This is a genomic window from Sphingomonas sp. PAMC 26621, assembly GCF_000251145.1.
In the GTDB taxonomy this organism is placed as follows: Bacteria; Pseudomonadota; Alphaproteobacteria; order Sphingomonadales; family Sphingomonadaceae; genus Sphingomonas.
Map to the genome: position 1 here is coordinate 29,049 of NZ_AIDW01000012.1, position 16,118 is coordinate 45,166.

Annotated in this window: 13 protein-coding genes, 1 tRNA gene and 1 pseudogene; 10 read left to right on the plus strand and 5 right to left on the minus strand. The window is 65.9% G+C overall.

All coding sequences use genetic code 11. The features are described from left to right. The first annotated feature begins 43 nt into the window (after window positions 1–43). The 7 genes from proB to lptG all read left to right on the plus strand — a co-directional run bounded on the left by proB (window position 44) and on the right by lptG (window position 8,065). Complete coding sequence (gene proB / locus RI03_RS05290; RefSeq protein ID WP_010215733.1) at window positions 44–1,150, plus strand: glutamate 5-kinase; 1,107 nt, start codon at window positions 44–46, stop codon at window positions 1,148–1,150. Further along, window positions 1,147–2,061, plus strand: coding sequence for an NAD-dependent epimerase/dehydratase family protein (locus tag RI03_RS05295; protein ID WP_010215734.1), 915 nt, complete (start codon window positions 1,147–1,149; stop codon window positions 2,059–2,061). The genes proB and RI03_RS05295 overlap by 4 nt, the downstream gene beginning before the upstream one ends. A 59-nt stretch (window positions 2,062–2,120) precedes the next feature. After that, the gene (locus RI03_RS05300) at window positions 2,121–2,363 is read left to right on the plus strand and encodes an acyl carrier protein (protein WP_010215736.1); all 243 of its coding nucleotides are present in this window, start codon (window positions 2,121–2,123) and stop codon (window positions 2,361–2,363) included. A 7-nt stretch (window positions 2,364–2,370) separates the two neighbouring features. Next, a complete protein-coding gene (spt, locus tag RI03_RS05305) occupies window positions 2,371–3,645 on the plus strand; it encodes a serine palmitoyltransferase (RefSeq protein ID WP_010215737.1) in 1,275 nt (424 codons plus the stop codon). A gap of 59 nt (window positions 3,646–3,704) precedes the next feature. Next, the gene (locus RI03_RS05310; protein ID WP_010215738.1) at window positions 3,705–5,657 is read left to right on the plus strand and encodes an ATP-binding protein; all 1,953 of its coding nucleotides are present in this window, start codon (window positions 3,705–3,707) and stop codon (window positions 5,655–5,657) included. A 144-nt stretch (window positions 5,658–5,801) separates the two neighbouring features. After that, window positions 5,802–6,974 (plus strand): LptF/LptG family permease, encoded by a 1,173-nt coding sequence (locus tag RI03_RS05315; RefSeq protein ID WP_010162749.1) that lies wholly within the window; start codon window positions 5,802–5,804, stop codon window positions 6,972–6,974. Further along, window positions 6,971–8,065, plus strand: coding sequence for an LPS export ABC transporter permease LptG (lptG, locus tag RI03_RS05320; RefSeq protein ID WP_010162750.1), 1,095 nt, complete (start codon window positions 6,971–6,973; stop codon window positions 8,063–8,065). Before RI03_RS05315 ends, lptG begins: the two co-directional genes overlap by 4 nt. Window positions 8,066–8,199: 134 nt before the next feature. Here lptG and RI03_RS05325 read toward each other — a convergent pair whose 3' ends face one another. The 3 genes and pseudogenes from RI03_RS05325 to rplU all read right to left on the minus strand — a co-directional run bounded on the left by RI03_RS05325 (window position 8,200) and on the right by rplU (window position 9,533). Further along, window positions 8,200–8,736, minus strand: a complete 537-nt coding sequence (locus RI03_RS05325; RefSeq protein WP_238542282.1) for a GNAT family N-acetyltransferase — start codon at window positions 8,734–8,736, stop codon at window positions 8,200–8,202. 164 nt (window positions 8,737–8,900) lie between these two features. Beyond that, complete coding sequence (rpmA, locus tag RI03_RS05330) at window positions 8,901–9,170, minus strand: 50S ribosomal protein L27 (protein ID WP_010162752.1); 270 nt, start codon at window positions 9,168–9,170, stop codon at window positions 8,901–8,903. Between the two features lie 13 nt (window positions 9,171–9,183). Further along, window positions 9,184–9,533, minus strand: a pseudogene (gene rplU, locus RI03_RS05335) (50S ribosomal protein L21). Between the two features lie 509 nt (window positions 9,534–10,042). On the opposite strand from rplU, the gene RI03_RS05340 reads away from it, so the two are divergent. Further along, window positions 10,043–12,706 (plus strand): TonB-dependent receptor domain-containing protein, encoded by a 2,664-nt coding sequence (locus RI03_RS05340; RefSeq protein WP_010215741.1) that lies wholly within the window; start codon window positions 10,043–10,045, stop codon window positions 12,704–12,706. Window positions 12,707–12,918: 212 nt separating this feature from the next. Here the strand turns inward: RI03_RS05340 and hspQ are convergent, their stop codons facing one another. Next, window positions 12,919–13,299 carry a heat shock protein HspQ gene (hspQ, locus tag RI03_RS05345; protein ID WP_010215742.1) on the minus strand — a complete coding sequence of 127 codons (381 nt, stop codon included), beginning with the start codon at window positions 13,297–13,299 and terminating at the stop codon, window positions 12,919–12,921. Window positions 13,300–13,459: 160 nt separating this feature from the next. Here hspQ and RI03_RS05350 point away from each other — a divergent pair. Both RI03_RS05350 and RI03_RS05355 read left to right on the plus strand, forming a co-directional pair. After that, window positions 13,460–13,549, plus strand: a tRNA-Ser gene (locus tag RI03_RS05350). 36 nt (window positions 13,550–13,585) lie between these two features. Then, window positions 13,586–13,918 carry a DUF6481 family protein gene (locus RI03_RS05355; protein WP_010162756.1) on the plus strand — a complete coding sequence of 111 codons (333 nt, stop codon included), beginning with the start codon at window positions 13,586–13,588 and terminating at the stop codon, window positions 13,916–13,918. Window positions 13,919–14,045: 127 nt separating this feature from the next. Here RI03_RS05355 and RI03_RS05360 read toward each other — a convergent pair whose 3' ends face one another. After that, on the minus strand, window positions 14,046–16,109 hold the full coding sequence (locus tag RI03_RS05360; RefSeq protein ID WP_010215744.1) for an NAD(+) synthase: 2,064 nt from the start codon (window positions 16,107–16,109) through the stop codon (window positions 14,046–14,048). Between the last annotated feature and the right edge of the window lie 9 nt (window positions 16,110–16,118).

Sequence of the window (16,118 nt, forward strand, 5' to 3'; positions counted from 1 at the left end):
GGCATTGGCGTGGCGGGCGGGCCACGCTAACGCCGACACGCACATGCCCGTCTTCCCGCCTTCCGCCTGCCCGCGCCTGATCGTCAAGGTCGGCTCCGCGCTGCTCGTCGCGCCCGAGGGGACGGTGCGGCGCGCGTGGCTCGAGGGGCTGGTCGCCGATATCGCGGAGCGGGTGCGTGCCGGGCAACAGGTGGCGGTCGTCTCCTCCGGGGCGATTGCCTTGGGTGCGCGGCGGCTGGGCCTCGCCAAGGGTGGGCGCGCAAGTCTCGAGGATGCGCAGGCCGCTGCCGCGACCGGCCAGATCGCTTTGAGCCAGGTGTGGGCCGAAATGCTCGCCGCGGAGAGCCTGACCGCTGCTCAGATGCTGGTAACGCTCGCGGATCTGGAAGACCGCCGCCGCTATCTCAATGCAGCCGCCACGCTCGGGCGGTTGCTGTCGCTGGGCGTAGTGCCAATCATCAATGAGAATGACAGCGTCGCCACAGAGGAAATTCGGTTCGGCGACAATGACCGGCTCGCGGCGCGGGTCGCACAGGCGGCTGGGGCGCAGGGCGTCGTGCTGCTCAGCGACATCGATGGCCTGTACGATCGCAATCCGGCGCTGCCCGGCGCGACGCATATCGCGCGGGTCGAGCGGATCGACGCAGGCGTCGAGGCGATGGCGGATCGCGGGTCGGCTTCCGGGATGGGCAGCGGCGGGATGGTCTCGAAGATCGCCGCCGCGCGAATCGCCAATGCTGCCGGAGCGACGCTCGCCATCGTCAGCGGCGGGATCGCGCGACCACTCTCCACCGCGGCGCGGCACACGCTGTTCCTGCCCGAAAAGAGCGCAACCGCGCGCAAGGCGTGGCTCGCAGGCGGGCTGACCGCCATGGGAGAGATTGCAATCGACGCAGGCGCGGTCGCGGCGCTGTTGGGCGGCAAGAGCCTGCTCGCGGCAGGCGCGACGCGCGTCTCGGGTAGTTTCGCGCGGGGTGATCTGGTGACCGTGGTCGGGCCAGACGGGCGAACCCTTGCGCGCGGATTGAGCGAATATCCTGTGTCCGAAGCGACCGCGATTGCGGGCCTGCGCAGCGAGGCGCAGGCGCAGGTGCTCGGCTATGCGCCGCGCGCCGCGTTGATCCACCGCAATCATATGGCGCTGTTATGACCCAGACGATTCTCGCCATCACCGGCGGCACCGGCTTCGTCGGGGGGCGGGTGATCGAACTCGCGCTCGCCGCCGGGCACGGCGTGCGTGCGCTCACCCGCCGCCCGCAACCGCCGCGGCCCGGCGTGACGTGGATCGCAGGTGCGCTCGATAAGACGGAGGCGCTCGACACGCTGGTCGCGGGCGCGGACGCGGTGTTGCACGTCGCGGGCGTCGTGAATGCGCCCGACCGCGCCGGGTTCGTTGCGGGCAATGTTACCGGCACACAGGCGATGGTCGATGCGACGACCCGCACTGGGGTGCGGCGGTTCGTCCACGTCTCATCACTTGCCGCGCGCGAGCCGGGGGTGTCGACCTATGGCTGGTCGAAGCATGAGGCCGAGCTGGTCGTCGCCGCGTCGTCGCTCGACTGGACGATGGTGCGCCCGCCCGCGATCTACGGCCCGGGCGACATGGAGATGCGCGACCTGTTCCGGATGGCAAAGATGGGGGTCGCGCTGGTGCCGCCCGGCGGGCGTGTGTCGCTGATCGAGGTGGGCGATGTCGCTGCGCTGCTGCTGAAGCTGGCGGTGAGCGATCCCGGCAAGCTGATCCTCGAGCCGGACGACGGGCGCGACGGCGGCTGGAGCCATGCCGAGATGTTGCGCGCGATGGGCGTCGCGGTGGGGGCGAAGCGCGTGTCGGTCATCGCGCTCCCACGCGCAGTGCTCGACCTGGTCGCGCGCGGCGACATGCTGATGCGAGGTAGCAAAGCCAAGCTTACCCGCGACCGCGTCGGCTATCTCTGCCACCCCGACTGGACCGCAGCGCCCGAAAAGCGTCCGCCCGCCAGCCTGTGGACCCCGCAGGTGCCGACCCCGCAAGGCCTAGCCCACACCGCGGCATGGTATCGCGCGAACGGCTTGCTATAGGCTGTGCATAAAGCCGCCGCATTTTGGCGGCACAGCGTACCTAGTTTCAAGGACCGAGCATGAGCGACCGCCAATCCATCTACGACACCGTCACCGCGCATATCGAGCCGTTCAACAAGAAGGGCGTGACGCTGAGCGACGCGACCACCTTCCAGGGCGATCTCGAATGGGACAGCCTGACCGTGATGGATTTCGTCGCCGCGATCGAAGACGAGTTCGACATCATCATCACGATGAACATGCAGGCCGAAATCGAAACCGTCGGCCAGCTGGTCGATGCCGTCGCCAAGCTTAAGGGCTAAACCTACGATGACCGAAGCCGCTGCCACCGCCCACGCCCTCGCCGAGCCCGAGACCGTCGCGCCAGCCACCCCTGCTCTGGGGCGCGACCTGATGAGCAAGTTCGACGGCCTGATCGCCGAACGCCAGGCGCTGATGGACACGGGCGTGCGCGATCCGTTCGCGATCGTGATGGACGAGGTCAAGTCGCCGACCGAAGCGGTCATCAAGGGCCGCGACACGATCCTGCTCGGCACGTACAATTACATGGGGATGACGTTCGACCCCGACGTGCTCGCGGCGGGCAAGGAAGCGCTCGACAAGTTCGGCTCGGGCACCAACGGCAGCCGGATGCTCAACGGCACCTTCCACGACCATATGGAAGTCGAGCAGGCACTGCGCGATTTCTATGACGTCAGCGGGGCGATCGTCTTTTCGACCGGGTACATGGCTAATCTGGGCATGATCTCGACGCTGGTCGGCAAGGGCGAATACATCATCCTCGACGCGGACAGCCATGCGTCGATCTACGACGGTTGCAAGCAGGGCAATGCGGAGATCGTCCGGTTCCGCCACAATGACGTGACCGACCTCGACAAGCGGCTCGGTCGGCTGCCCAAGGAAGCGGGCAAGCTCGTCATCCTCGAGGGCGTCTATTCGATGCTCGGCGACATCGCACCGCTCAAGGAAATGGTCGCGATCGCCAAGAAGCACGGCGCGATGGTGCTGTCGGACGAAGCGCATTCGATGGGCTTCTTCGGGCCGAACGGGCGCGGCGTGTACGAGGACCAGGGTTGCGCGGCGGACGTCGATTTCATCATCGGCACCTTCTCCAAGTCGGTCGGCACGGTCGGCGGCTTCTGCGTGTCGAATCACCCGAAGTTCGAGGCGATCCGCATGGCGTGTCGCCCGTACATCTTCACCGCATCGCTCCCGCCGTCGGTCGTTGCGACCGCCGCGACGTCGATTCGCAAGCTGATGCATGCGCACGACAAGCGCCGCCAGCTCTGGGAGAATGCGCGCGCGCTGCATGGCGGGCTAAAGGCGATGGGGTTCCGACTCGGGACCGAGACGCCGCAGTCGGCGATCCTCGCGATCATCCTTGAGGACCAGACGCAGGCCGTCGCGATGTGGCAGTTGCTGCTCGAGGGCGGACTGTACGTCAACATGGCGCGCCCGCCCGCGACTCCGGCGGGCACGTATCTGCTGCGCTGCTCGCTCTGCGCCGAGCATACGCCCGCGCAGATCGCCACCGTGCTCGAGATGTTCGAGGCGGCGGGCCGCGCGACCGGTGCGATCGCCTGACGTCGTTACGGATACGGCCGACCCTATCAACGGGTCGCGCCATCCGCTAAGCTGGAGGCATGACCGGGGAATTGGGCGAGACGGCGGGGGGCGCGGCGTCGGGCACGACGTGGCGTTCCTTTACGCTGGTGGCGATGGCCGTGCTCGGCGTGCTGGTGCTCGTCGCGCTCGGACTGACCTTGCGGGAAGTCAATCGTCAGCGCGACCGAGCGCTTGCGCTGCAGAAGCACAGTTACGAAGTAATGATCCTGACGGCCAACCTGTCCGGCACGATCGCGCGTGCCGAGGCCTCGCTTGGTCGGTACGTCATCAGCGTCGACGATCGACTCGGGCAGGCCTATTCCGCGGACTGGCTGCTTGCGTCGCAGCAGATCACGCGGCTCAAACGAATCACCCACGACAATCCCGAGCAACAGCGCGCGATCGCGGCCTTGCGCGAGGCATTCCGCGGCAGGACCGACGAACTCGGCGATGTCGCGCTGAGCACCTTTTACAAACGCAACAACCAGGCGCTTGCCTTATATTACAAGGCGGGCCGTGCCCCGTCGCGCGCGGCCATCGACGTGCTGCTCGACCGAATCGGCGTGCAGGAACGCCAGGTGCTCGACCAGCGCACCGGGGTGGCGCTGGCTTCGGTCGCGCGGTCGAGTGCGATCGCCAGCGCGCTCGGGGTGTTCGGCATCCTGATTCTGCTGGGGGCGGTGGGAATGGGCTGGCTGACCGTTACCGCGCTCGGTGAACGCGCCGCCGCGCGCGCCGAGGCGGAGACCGAACGCGATCGCTCGATCGAGCTCGAAGCGGCGGTCGCAAAGGCATCCGCCGAATTGCTCGCGCAGGAGGCGAAGCTCCGGCAGGTCCAGAAGCTCGAGGCGGTCGGGCAGTTGACCGGAGGCATCGCCCACGATTTCAACAACATGCTGGCGGTGGTCATCGGAGGGCTCGAACTCGCGCGACGCCATGTCGGGGACGATCCGGTCGCAGCGCAGCGCCATATCGCCAACGCCTCCGAAGGCGCCGAGCGCGCGGCCGCGCTCACCCGGCGGTTGCTCGCCTTCTCGCGTGAGGAATCGCTGCGCTCCGAAACGCTCGATCCGGCGGGCCTGATCAGCGGCATGTCCGATCTATTCGACCGGACGCTGGGGGATGGGATCACTGTCGACGTCGCGCCGCCGTCGGAGCCCGGCTGGATGGTACGGTCGGACCGAATCCAGCTCGAGAATGCGTTGCTCAACCTCGCGGTCAACGCGCGCGACGCAATGGACGGCCGCGGGCGGTTGACGATCGGCGTCGCGCAGGTTTCCTTGTCGGAAGGCGCGGTCGGGACGTGTCGGGCCGGGGAGTATGTTGCGCTGACGGTGTCCGACACCGGCTGCGGGATGCCGCCCGAACTTTTGGAGCGCGTGTTCGAACCCTTCTTCACGACCAAGCCTTCGGGCAAGGGCACGGGGCTGGGGCTCAGCCAGGTCTTCGCGTTCGCGCGCCACGCGGAGGGGCAGGTTCAGCTCGAGTCGACCGTCGGGGTGGGGACGACGATAACCCTCTATCTCCCTCGCCACCGGGCGGAAACCGCTTCCGCGTCGGTCAAGCCGACGCTCGCCACGGCGGCGGCGCAGCAGAGCGGGCTCGACATTTTCGTGGTCGAAGACGATCCCCGCGTCCTGAACGCGACGATGGGGGCGCTCGAGGAACTGGGCCATCGCGCGGTCGCCTGCGACGACCCGATTGTGGCGCCCGGGATGCTCGACCGGCTTGGCCATGTCGATCTGATCATTTCGGACGTGCTGATGCCGGGGCGTACCGGCCCGGAGCTGATCGACACCGTCACGCCGCTGCGCCCCGACATGGCGGTGTTGTTCGTCACCGGTTACGCCGGGGAAGCGGGCGGCGAGGCGGAGTTTGGCGGGCGGCATGTCCTGCGCAAGCCCTTCACCCTTGCCGGGCTCGCGCGCGCGATCGACGCAGCGGTGCAGGATCGCCCGCCGCACCCGGTCGACAGCATCGCCGCCGAGTAAGTCCGTATTCGCGCCGATCGAACGGGCTGGCGCAAAGGATTGGGTAGCTCAGCCGCCAAGCCCGCGATATAGCCGGGGACACGCCCGCCATTCCCTCGGGCAAGAGGCGCTTTTCCTGCCATCATGAAGTCCATCGATCGCTACATGGCCCGGCTTATCGCGGTGCCGCTGTTCTCGACGCTCATCATCTCGGCGATGCTGCTTGTGCTCGACCGGATGCTGCGGCTGTTCGACTTCGTCGCAACCGAGGGCGGGCCCGTCAGCGTGGTGTGGCGAATGCTTGCCAACCTGCTGCCGGAATATCTCGGCCTCGGGATTCCGATCGGGCTGATGCTCGGTATCTTGCTTGCGTTCCGCAAGCTTGCGACCTCGTCCGAGCTCGACGTGATGCGCGCGGTCGGGATGAGCTATCCGCGGTTACTGCGCGTGCCGTACATGTACGCGATCGCGCTCGGCGCGATCAATCTTGCGATCGTCGGCTTCGTCCAGCCCGATGCGCGCTATGCTTATGAAAAGCTCCGCTACGAACTGCGCACCGGTGCGCTCGGCGCGTCGATCAAGGTCGGCGAGTTTACGCACTTCGGCAACGACATGACACTGCGGATCGAACAGAGCCACGAATCGGGTCGACGGCTTTCGGGGATCTTCCTGCGGCGTGACGACAAGAAGGGCGGCTCGATCGCGATCACTGCCGCTAACGGCCAATTTTTCGCGACCGACAATCCCGACGAGATCATCTTCCGGCTCGATCAGGGCACCTTGGTCCGCACCGAGGCGAAGGTGCCGACGCCGCGCGTGCTGCGTTTCACCGTGTTCGACTTGCCGATCCCGCTGCCCAAGACCGAGAACTTCCGGGTGCGCGGTGCGGAGAACCTCGAGCGGACGCTCCCCGAGCTGGCGCGGATTGGCAGCGACCGGGGCGCGCCCCGCGAGCTGCGCGACACCAGCCGTGCCGCCTTCCACTTCCGCACTGCCGAGGTGCTGACGATCCTGTTGCTGCCGTTGCTCGCGATCTCGCTTGGCGTGCCGCCCAAGCGCTCGACCTCGGCGCTTGGCGTGTTCCTCTCGATCATCATGATCGTCGCCTACCACAAGGTGAACGAATACGCCCAAGCGGTTGGCGGACTGGGCAAGATCGATCCGCTGGTGGCGATCTGGGTGCCGTTCGCGGTGTTCGCGAGCCTGACGCTCTGGATGTTCTACACGATCGCGTTCGTGCCCGGCGGGCAACCGATCGGCGCGCTCGAACGCGTGTTCGCCAAGCTTGGCAAGGCGATCGTCAAGCTCCTTCCCGGCCGGCGCGAGAAAGCCGCATGACCCTCGACCTGTTCCCGTCGCGCACCGTCGCGCTCTATATGGGGCGGATGTTCCTGGTACGGACGTTCGCCGTGCTGGCGATGCTCGTGCTGATCCTGCAGGCGCTCGATCTGCTCAGCGAATCGGGGCACATCCTGGCGCATCCCGGCAATGGCGAGCCGCAGGTATGGCATTACCTCACGCTGCGAATCCCCGAAATCATCGCACAATTCCTGCCGTTCTCGGTGTTGCTCGGCACGATCATCACGCTGTCGACGCTCAACCAGAATAGCGAGATCATCGCGCTCAAGGCGTCGGGGCTGTCCGCGCACCAGGTACTCGCGCCGTTGCTGATCGCGAGCCTCGGCGTCGCGGTCATCTCCTTCACCTTCAATGACCGGGTCGTAAGCCGCGCGACGGCGACGCTCGATGCGTGGCAGAAGGTCGATTATGGCCCCATCCCGGTCGATCGCGGGGACCGCACCAACATCTGGGTTCGCGACGGCGACGACCTGATCCAGGTCGAGCGGGTGAGCGGAACCGGCGACCGGGCCAAGCTGACCGGGGTCACGTTGTTCGACCGGACCAACGGGTCGTTGGTCCAGATCATTACCGGCCAGACCGGCGTTCGCGACGGGGCGGGCTGGAGAATTTCGCCTGCAACACGGTTCGACGTGGCGCGTGGCAATCTCACCAAGCTCCCGAGCATCGTGATCGGGCAGGGCGTCCGGCCTGATCAGTTCACGCTGTCGACGATCGATGCGGGTGGTCTGTCGTTCGGCGCGCTGCGTTCGGCGATCGGCGATCTTGGCGCGGGCGGGCGTCCGACCAAGGCGCTGGAAGGCGCTATGTGGCACAAGCTTTCCGCGCCGCTGTCCTCGGTGCTGATGCCGCTGCTCGGCGCCGTGGCGGCGTTCGGGCTTGCGCGGTCGGGCAAGCTTTTCGTCCGTGCGGTGATCGGGATGATGCTCGGCTTCCTGTACTTCGTCGCGGACAATTTCGCGCTCGCGATGGGGAATATCGGTGCTTATCCGCCGATCCTCGCGGCGTGGGCGCCGTTCCTGCTGTTCCTGATGATCGGCGAGGCCGTGCTGATCCGGACCGAGGAATAGGGGCTGCCACCGCTCTTGCCGCCGTCACCCTGAACGCGTTACAGGGTCGACCGCGGTACGTTGACTGTCCGGGCCCGTTGCGCGGTGGATGTCGAAACAAGGTCAGCATGACGCGGGGTGTGGGGATGCGAGCCTCACGCCGCCAGCGGCAAAGCCTGCGCCGGCGCGAGATCCAGGCTGTAGCGCAGCCCTGCAACGTCCTTGCCGCGCGCCCGGCATGCCCGCGTCTCGGCCCCTGTCTCGAAAAATCCGAGCTTGCGCAGCACGCGGCCCGACGCCGGATTGTCCTCGAAATGCAGAGCGTGAAGGTGCCGCAGCCCCAGCGCGTGGCGTGCTGTGTCGAGCAGTGCTCGCCCCGCCTCGGTGGCATAGCCCCGGCCCCACGCGTCCGGGGTCAGCCAATAGCCGAGTTCATACCCCGAGTCGTCGCGCGTCAGCCCGATTCCGCCGATGATCCGCGAACGTGCCTCCTCGCGTGCGAGGATCAGCAAACGCGGGCTGTGGTGGTCGGGGGGCAGGGTCAGGAACGCCGTTGCGTCGTCCACCGTATAGGGCCAGGGCGCGCGTGCGAGCATCGCGACAACCGGCTCATGCGCAATGGCGGCGGCAAGTGCAGGCGCATCTTCGGGCCAGCCCGGGCGCAGCGTCAATCTCGGAGTCCGAGCGAACATCACAAACTCTCCTCGTACGCCGTCGTTCGCATGCCGGGATGACATGGACACGACAGTGGGGAGGGAGCCATGAAAAAAGGGAGCCGGGGCGGACCCGTCTCCCTTGTTTCGGTATCCTTGCGGATACGCGGGTCGCCCTGGTGGGCAACCCGTCCGGTTGCCCGTTATTCTGCGGCCAGTGCCAGCGTCTCGACCGAGCAGAATTTGCGGCCGAGCTTGCCCTGGTGGAAGGTCACGCGGCCTTCGACGAGCGCGAACAAGGTGTGGTCCTTGCCGATGCCGACGTTGGTGCCCGGGTAGAACTTCGTGCCGCGCTGACGGACGAGAATGTTGCCCGGAATGGCGATCTCGCCACCGAACTTCTTGACGCCAAGGCGACGGCCTGCCGAATCGCGACCGTTGCGCGAAGAGCCGCCTGCTTTCTTATGTGCCATCTCGAACTACTCCTTACGCCTGAGCGGCCGGGGCATCGGCCTTGGCCGGTGCTGCCTGCTTATCATTGTTGCCGATCGCGGTGATGCGCAGATCGTGTGACGCTGGCGATGACCGTTCTTGCGGCGATAGTTGTGACGGCGACGCTTCTTGAAGACGATGACCTTGTCCGCCTTCGCCTGCGCGATGATTTCCGCCGAGACCGTCAGGCCCTCGACCGAATGCAGCTCCGAGCCTTCGCCCGCGAGCAGAATGTCGCCGAGCGTGATCGACGCGCCGGCTTCGCCGTCGAGCTTCTCAACGACGATCTTGTCTCCGGCGGCAACGCGATACTGCTTGCCGCCTGTGCGCACGATTGCGAACATGGCCCTTATCACCTTCAAAATACCTGTGCCCCACGACACGGCAAGCCGAGCGCGGGAAAGAAGCGCCAGCTATGCCAAGCGCGGCGCGCTGTCAACCGTAGAGCACTCCCGACACCCGTCAAAACGTTGCCGAAACGCAATAGCGGCCCGGCAATCTGCACCTTTCGAGGCATAACTACGGCAAATGGTGAACTTTTTGTTGCAATGCGAAAGAAGCTGTGGCGTCATCGGGTTGGAACAGATGTGGCAAGCACATACGGCGCAACAAAGTTGCGCTAGATAGTGTTAAGCGACGCAGGGTTTCCAGGCGGCAGGTTGCGAGGCGCGGTGTAACGCGTCCGGTAAAGGTGTGCGCGTCAAGTGTTCGACAGGATTACTGAAATGCCGTGTCCCGCGGCAGGAGGAACTGCGTCTGCCAGCCATCTGTGCAGCGTGGCTTTAGTGAATGAAGACCTGACAGCTATCGAACCTTTGGGGGATTTGCCTTGCTCTACAGACATTCCATTTCGATGTTCGCGCTCTCCGCCGGTCTGGCGGCGTCGCCCGCGCTGGCCGTGACGGAGGCTCAGGCGAACGCCGCAGTCCCGGCGGCGGCGACGCTCGCGTCCACGCAGGCCGAACCCGCCGAACAGGCCGCTCCCGGCGATGCGCCGCCGAACGACATCGTCGTCATCGGCACCAGGCGGACCGACCGTACGCTCACCAACTCTCCATCGCCGGTCGATGTCATCAGCTCGGCCGAACTGACGTCGCAGCCGTCGGCGAACATGATCGATGCGCTCAAGAACATTGTGCCGTCCTTCTATGTCGGCCAGAACTCGATCTCCGACGCCTCGACCTTCGTCCGCTCGCCCTCGCTGCGGGGTCTGTCGGGCGATCAGGTGCTCGTGATGCTCAACGGCAAGCGCTACAACCGCTCGGCGTTGGTGCAGGTCTATGGCGGCAGCGATACCGGTCTCGGGCGCGGCGCGCAGGGGCCGGATATCTCCGCGATCCCGGCGCTCGCGATCGGCAGCCTGCAGGTGCTGCGCGAAGGCGCGACCGCGCAATATGGCTCGGACGCGATTGCCGGCGTGCTCAATTATGGGCTGCGCGAGGACCAGGGAATCGAACTCGTCGGCCGCACCGGCCAATATTATGCGGGGGATGGCGAAAGTTACCAGATCGCGGGCAACGTCGGGTTCAAGCGCGCCTTCGGCTTCATCAACGTGACCGGCGAATATACCGACGAAGGGCAGACGAGCCGCGGTGTGACCCGCCCTTCGGCCGCCAATTTCGCGAACAATTTTCCCGCGCTCGCCAATCAGTTGCCCAACTATCCGTTGCCCGTGCAGATCTGGGGCAACTCGCCGTCGCATGGCTACAAGGCGGTGGTGAACGCCGCGCTCAACGTCACCGACTCGAGCAAGATCTACTTCTTCGGCAATTATGCGCACAGCGAAGGCAACCAGAGCTTCAACTACCGCGCACCCGTGTCCAGCACCGCGGTCGACTCGACCGGGGTGGTGCGCAATCAGGGGGCGAACGGCGCATTCAACAACACCTTCTTCCTGACGGCATGCCCGACCGGCAATGCCACCTGCCCGGCGGGCGGGTTCGTTCGCGACGGGAACACCTTCCGCTTCGGCCAGCTGTATCCGGCGGGCTTCACCCCGCGCTTCGTCGGCAAGACCGAGGAGCTGTACGGCGTGCTTGGCTACAAGGGGACGGCGGGCAAGTTCAGCTACGACGTGTCGGGCACGCTCGCGCGCAACACGCTGTCGCTGTCGATGTATAATTCGGCGAACTTCTCCTACGGCCCGCAGACGCAGACGAGCTTCGAGTTCGGCGATCTCATCCAGAGCGAGGTGAACGTCAACGCCGACTTCACCTATGCCGCCGATCTCGGCCTCGCGAGCCCGCTGACGATTTCGGCGGGTGGCGAATATCGCAAGGAAACCTACGAACAGACCGCGGGCGACCCGCAGTCCTATGGGGCCGGGCCCTACTCGGTCGCGCAACAGCTCTACACCCAGACCGCGCCGGGGGTGTACGCCTTCTCCGGCACGACCGCCGCGCAGGGAGTCGGCGCGAGCGGCTATGCCGGGACCAGTCCGGGCACGGCGGGCAAGTTCAGCCAGGAAAACTTCGGGGCCTATATCGGTCTCGAGACCGACATCACCGACGCGCTCACGGTCGGCGCGGCGGGGCGGTACGAGCATTACAACACGTTCGGCAACGCATGGGTCGGCAAGGTCAACGCGCTCTACAAGCTGGTAGAGGGCTTCTCGGTCCGCGGCAGCTTCGGCACGGGCTTCCATGCGCCGTCCCCGGGGCAGTCGAACGTCTCGATCGTCACGACCTCGTTCAACAATGGCGTCGCCTTCCAGAGCGGGACCTATCCGACCAACACCGCCGTCGCGCAATATTACGGCGCGTCGACGCTGAGCCCGGAAAAGTCGACCAATTACGGGCTGGGGTTCATCCTCGAGCCATTGCGCGCGATGACGATCACGGTCGATGGCTATCAAATCAACCTGCGCGACCGCATCGGCCTGACCTCGCCGTTCATCGTCACTGCGGCGGATCTTGCGGCGCAGCCTGCGCTGCTTCCGGTCGGGGTCGACGGGCAGGTGCAATATTTCACCAACGGCTTCCGCACACGGACGCGCGGGGTCGACGTCGTCGCGACCTATCGTACCCGGGTGAGCGAGGCGCAGCTCAACTTCTCGCTGGCGTATAACTACAACAAGACCAAGGTGACCGGCTATGATGCGCGCGTGGTCAGCGTCGCGCAGTTGATCGACGCCGAGAACCTGGCACCTAAACATCGGATGGTGTTCAACACCGGCCTAACGCTCGGCAACCTCGGCTTTACGGTGCGCGAGAACTATTACAGCTCCTGGACCAGCGCGCAGGATTACGGGCAAACCAACGGTGTCGCGAATCAGACCTTTGGCGACAAGTTCACCACCGATATCGAGCTGAACTACACCTTCGCCAAGCACTTCACGCTGGCGGTCGGCGCGCAGAACTTCCTCGACGAGAAGCCGGACCGATTGAACGCCACGTCGACGGTGCAATTGTATCCGCTGACCGGGGGGACGTCGGACGGGCAGGTCTATGCGCGCAACGGCGGGCCGTTCGGGTTCAACGGCGGGTTCTACTACACCCGGCTTCGCGTAAAATATTGAGGTTGAGTCCCCGGGGTGTTGCGGCGTCCCGGGGGCTTTGCTGGGCGGTGGCATTTGCCCGCGCGAGCGCGGCCATATGTCCTCTCCCCCGGTGAAGGCCGGGGCCAAGTCGAAGTGGCCGAGGTCAGCTGGCGCAGCGCGCGCTTTCCTCTGTCCCTCTCCTGGGCCCCGGCCTTCGCCAGGGAGGCGGTGTAGGGTGAAGTAACCCAGCGCTAGTGCCGGTGCTCGCGCCGCAACGGGTATTTCCCGTCCTCATAGTTCCCGAACAGCCCGGCAATCGCGGGATGGTCGACCGGTTCGTCGGTATCGTCGGGGATCAGGTTCTGCTGGCTGACATAGGCGACATAGGTCGATTCGGTGTTCTCGGCGAGCAGATGGTAAAACGGCTGGTCCTTGCGCGGGCGGATGTTCTCCGGGATCGCGTCATACCATTCGTCGCTGTTCGCGAAGATCGGGTCGATATCGAACACCACGCCGCGAAAATCGAACATGCGATGCCGCACGACAGCGCCGATGGCGAATCGCGCATGGCTGATCGGGGGCAGGGCAATCGTGGTGTCGAACGGGGGAGACTGGATCGGGGTACGGTGCATGAGGACAATTTAGGCGCTCTCGGGCGGCACACAAGCGAATGGTTGGCGAATGCTTGGTGACAAACCCGCATCGAACCGCTTGCCTAGTAGGGATCACTGCGTTAGAGGCCCCCGCTCACCGACCGGTGCTGGACTTCATACCAGCATCACACGACCTCGCGGAGAGGTGGCAGAGTGGTCGAATGTACCGCACTCGAAATGCGGCGTGCCCTCGCGGGTACCGTGGGTTCGAATCCCACCCTCTCCGCCATTTCCTTTGATCCTCGATGAGGCTAAAGCCCGCCACATGGCATCCTACAAAGAACCTTCCTTCAAAGACCGGGCAGCCCTGTCCGCCGACGCCAAACAGCGCGCGCTGGAAAAGCTGAAGTCCAAGCCGCCGGTCGATCCCGCGGTTGTCGCCGCCCGTGCCGCTGCGCGCGAGGCGAAGGAAGCTGCCGAAGCCAAGAAGCGCGAAGAGAAGAAGGCAGCGATCGAGGAAGCCCGGCTCGAGAAGATCGCCAAGGCCGAAGCCGCCGAACGCGCGATCGAGGAGGCCAAGCAGGCCGCGATCCAGGCCGAGATCGACAAGAAAGCGGCGCGCGACGCCCGCTACGCGGCGCGCAAGAGCCGCAAGTAAGGGCGGTCTGCTTCCTTCTGGCTTCCCCGGCGTAGGCCGGGGCACAGTCGAAATGGCCGTGGCAATATGGCGCAGCCCGCCCCTTCTCCTGTCTCTCAACTGGGCCCCGGCCTTCGCCGGGGAGGTGTTAGGAGAGCGGCAGCCCCTTCTCCAGTTCCTCCAGCCACACCCGCGCCGTCCCGTCCGACGGCGCGCGCCAGTCGCCCCGCGGCGATAGTGCCCCCCCGCCGGAAACCTTTGGCCCGTTCGGCAGCGCAGACCGCTTGAACTGGCTGGTCGCGAAGAACCGCACCAGAAACTTCTCCAGCCATTCGCGAATCACTGGCAGGTCATACGCCACGCGACCAGCCGACGGAAAATCGCGCGGCCAGCGCCCCGCGTCCGCATCGCGCCACGCCTGCAGCGCGAGGAAGGCGATCTTCGACGGCGCCATCCCGTGCCGCACCACATAATGCAGGAAGAAGTCGTTGAGCGCATACGGCCCGATTCGCGCCTCGGTGCTCTGGATCGCGCCATCCGCGCCTGCTGGCACCAGTTCGGGCGAAATCTCGGTCGCAAGGATCGATTCGAGGATCGAATCGGTCTCGCCATCATATTGGCTGGTCCGGATGCACCAGCGAATCAGGAACTGGATCAGCGTCTTGGGGACACCGGCATTGACGCCATAATGGCTCATCTGGTCGCCGACGCCATAGGTACACCACCCCAGCGCCAGTTCCGACAGGTCGCCCGTGCCGACGACGATCCCGCCACGCTGGTTGGCGAGACGGAACAGATAATCGGTACGCAGGCCCGCCTGGACGTTTTCGAACGTCACGTCATAGGCGGGTTCGCCGTCCGCGAACGGATGGCCCATGTCGGAGAGCATCTGCCGCGCAGCGGGGCGGATGTCGATTTCGGCACCGTCGACCCCCAGCGCGCGCATCAGCGCCCAGGCGTTGCTCTTGGTGCAGTCGCTGGTCGCGAAGCCGGGCATCGTGAACCCGAGGATGTGGCTGCGCGGTCGCTCGAGGCGATCCATCACCTTCGCCGCGACGATCAGCGCATGCGTCGAATCGAGCCCGCCCGAGACGCCGATGACGAGCCGTTCGGACCGCGACGCGACGAACCGCTTGAGCAGCCCCTCGACCTGGATGTTGAACGCCTCGTAGCAATCCTCGTCGAGTAGTTCGGGGGTGTTGGGGACGAACGGGAAGCGGCGTATCTCGCGCAGCAGGCCGGCGTCGGCGAAATCGGGCTGGTGGTCGAAGCCGATCCGGCGGAAGCGCCGTTCGGGGTCGCCCGCCAGCCGCGCCGAATCATTGAACGTGCCCACCCGCATCCGTTCCTGCGCGATTCGACCCGCATCGACATCCGCCAGCACCAGTTCGCGCGTCCGTCCGAAGCGGGTCGACTCGGCGAGCAACTCGCCCAGCTCGTGGATCATCGCCTGGCCGTCCCAGGCGAGATCGGTCGTGCTCTCGCCCGGACCCGAGGCGGCGAACACATAGCCGCAGATCGCGCGCGCGCTTTGCGACGCGCACAGCAACGCGCGCTCGCGGGCCTTGCCGACAACGATGTTCGACGCCGACAGATTGCAGCAGATGAGGGCGCCCGCGAGCGCGCCCATCGTGGAAGGGGGGGTAGGGGCCCAGTAGTCCTCGCAGATCTCCGCATGGAAGACGAACGGCGCGAGATCGTTCGCGGCGAAGATCAAATCGGTGCCGAACGGGACGGTCTGCCCGGCGAGCGTGATGTCGAGCCCGGTCAGCCCGGCACCGCTCGCGAACCAGCGCTTCTCGTAATATTCGCGGTAATTGGGGAGGAAGATCTTGGGCACCACGCCGAGGATCAGCCCGCGCGCGATTACCACCGCGCAATTGTAGAGCCGCCCGTTGCGCGGCAGCGCCGCACCGACGACGAGCACCGGGCGCAGCGTCGCGCTCGCCGCCGCGACCTCGGCAAGCGCCGCCTCGGTCGCCAGCTGTTGCGCGGTCTGCAGGTGAAGGTCGTCGATCGCGTAGGAGGTGATGTTGAGTTCGGGAAAGACGAGCAGGTCGGCGTGCTGCGCGTCGCCCTGCCGCGCGAGCGCGATCGTCTCGGCGGCATTTGCCGCGGCATCACCGACGCTGGCGTGCGGGGTGCAGGCCCCGACCCGGATCAGGCCATGCGTGTGGATCGAATGGAACGGATGCGCCTTCGTCTTCGCCATATCCGGCGC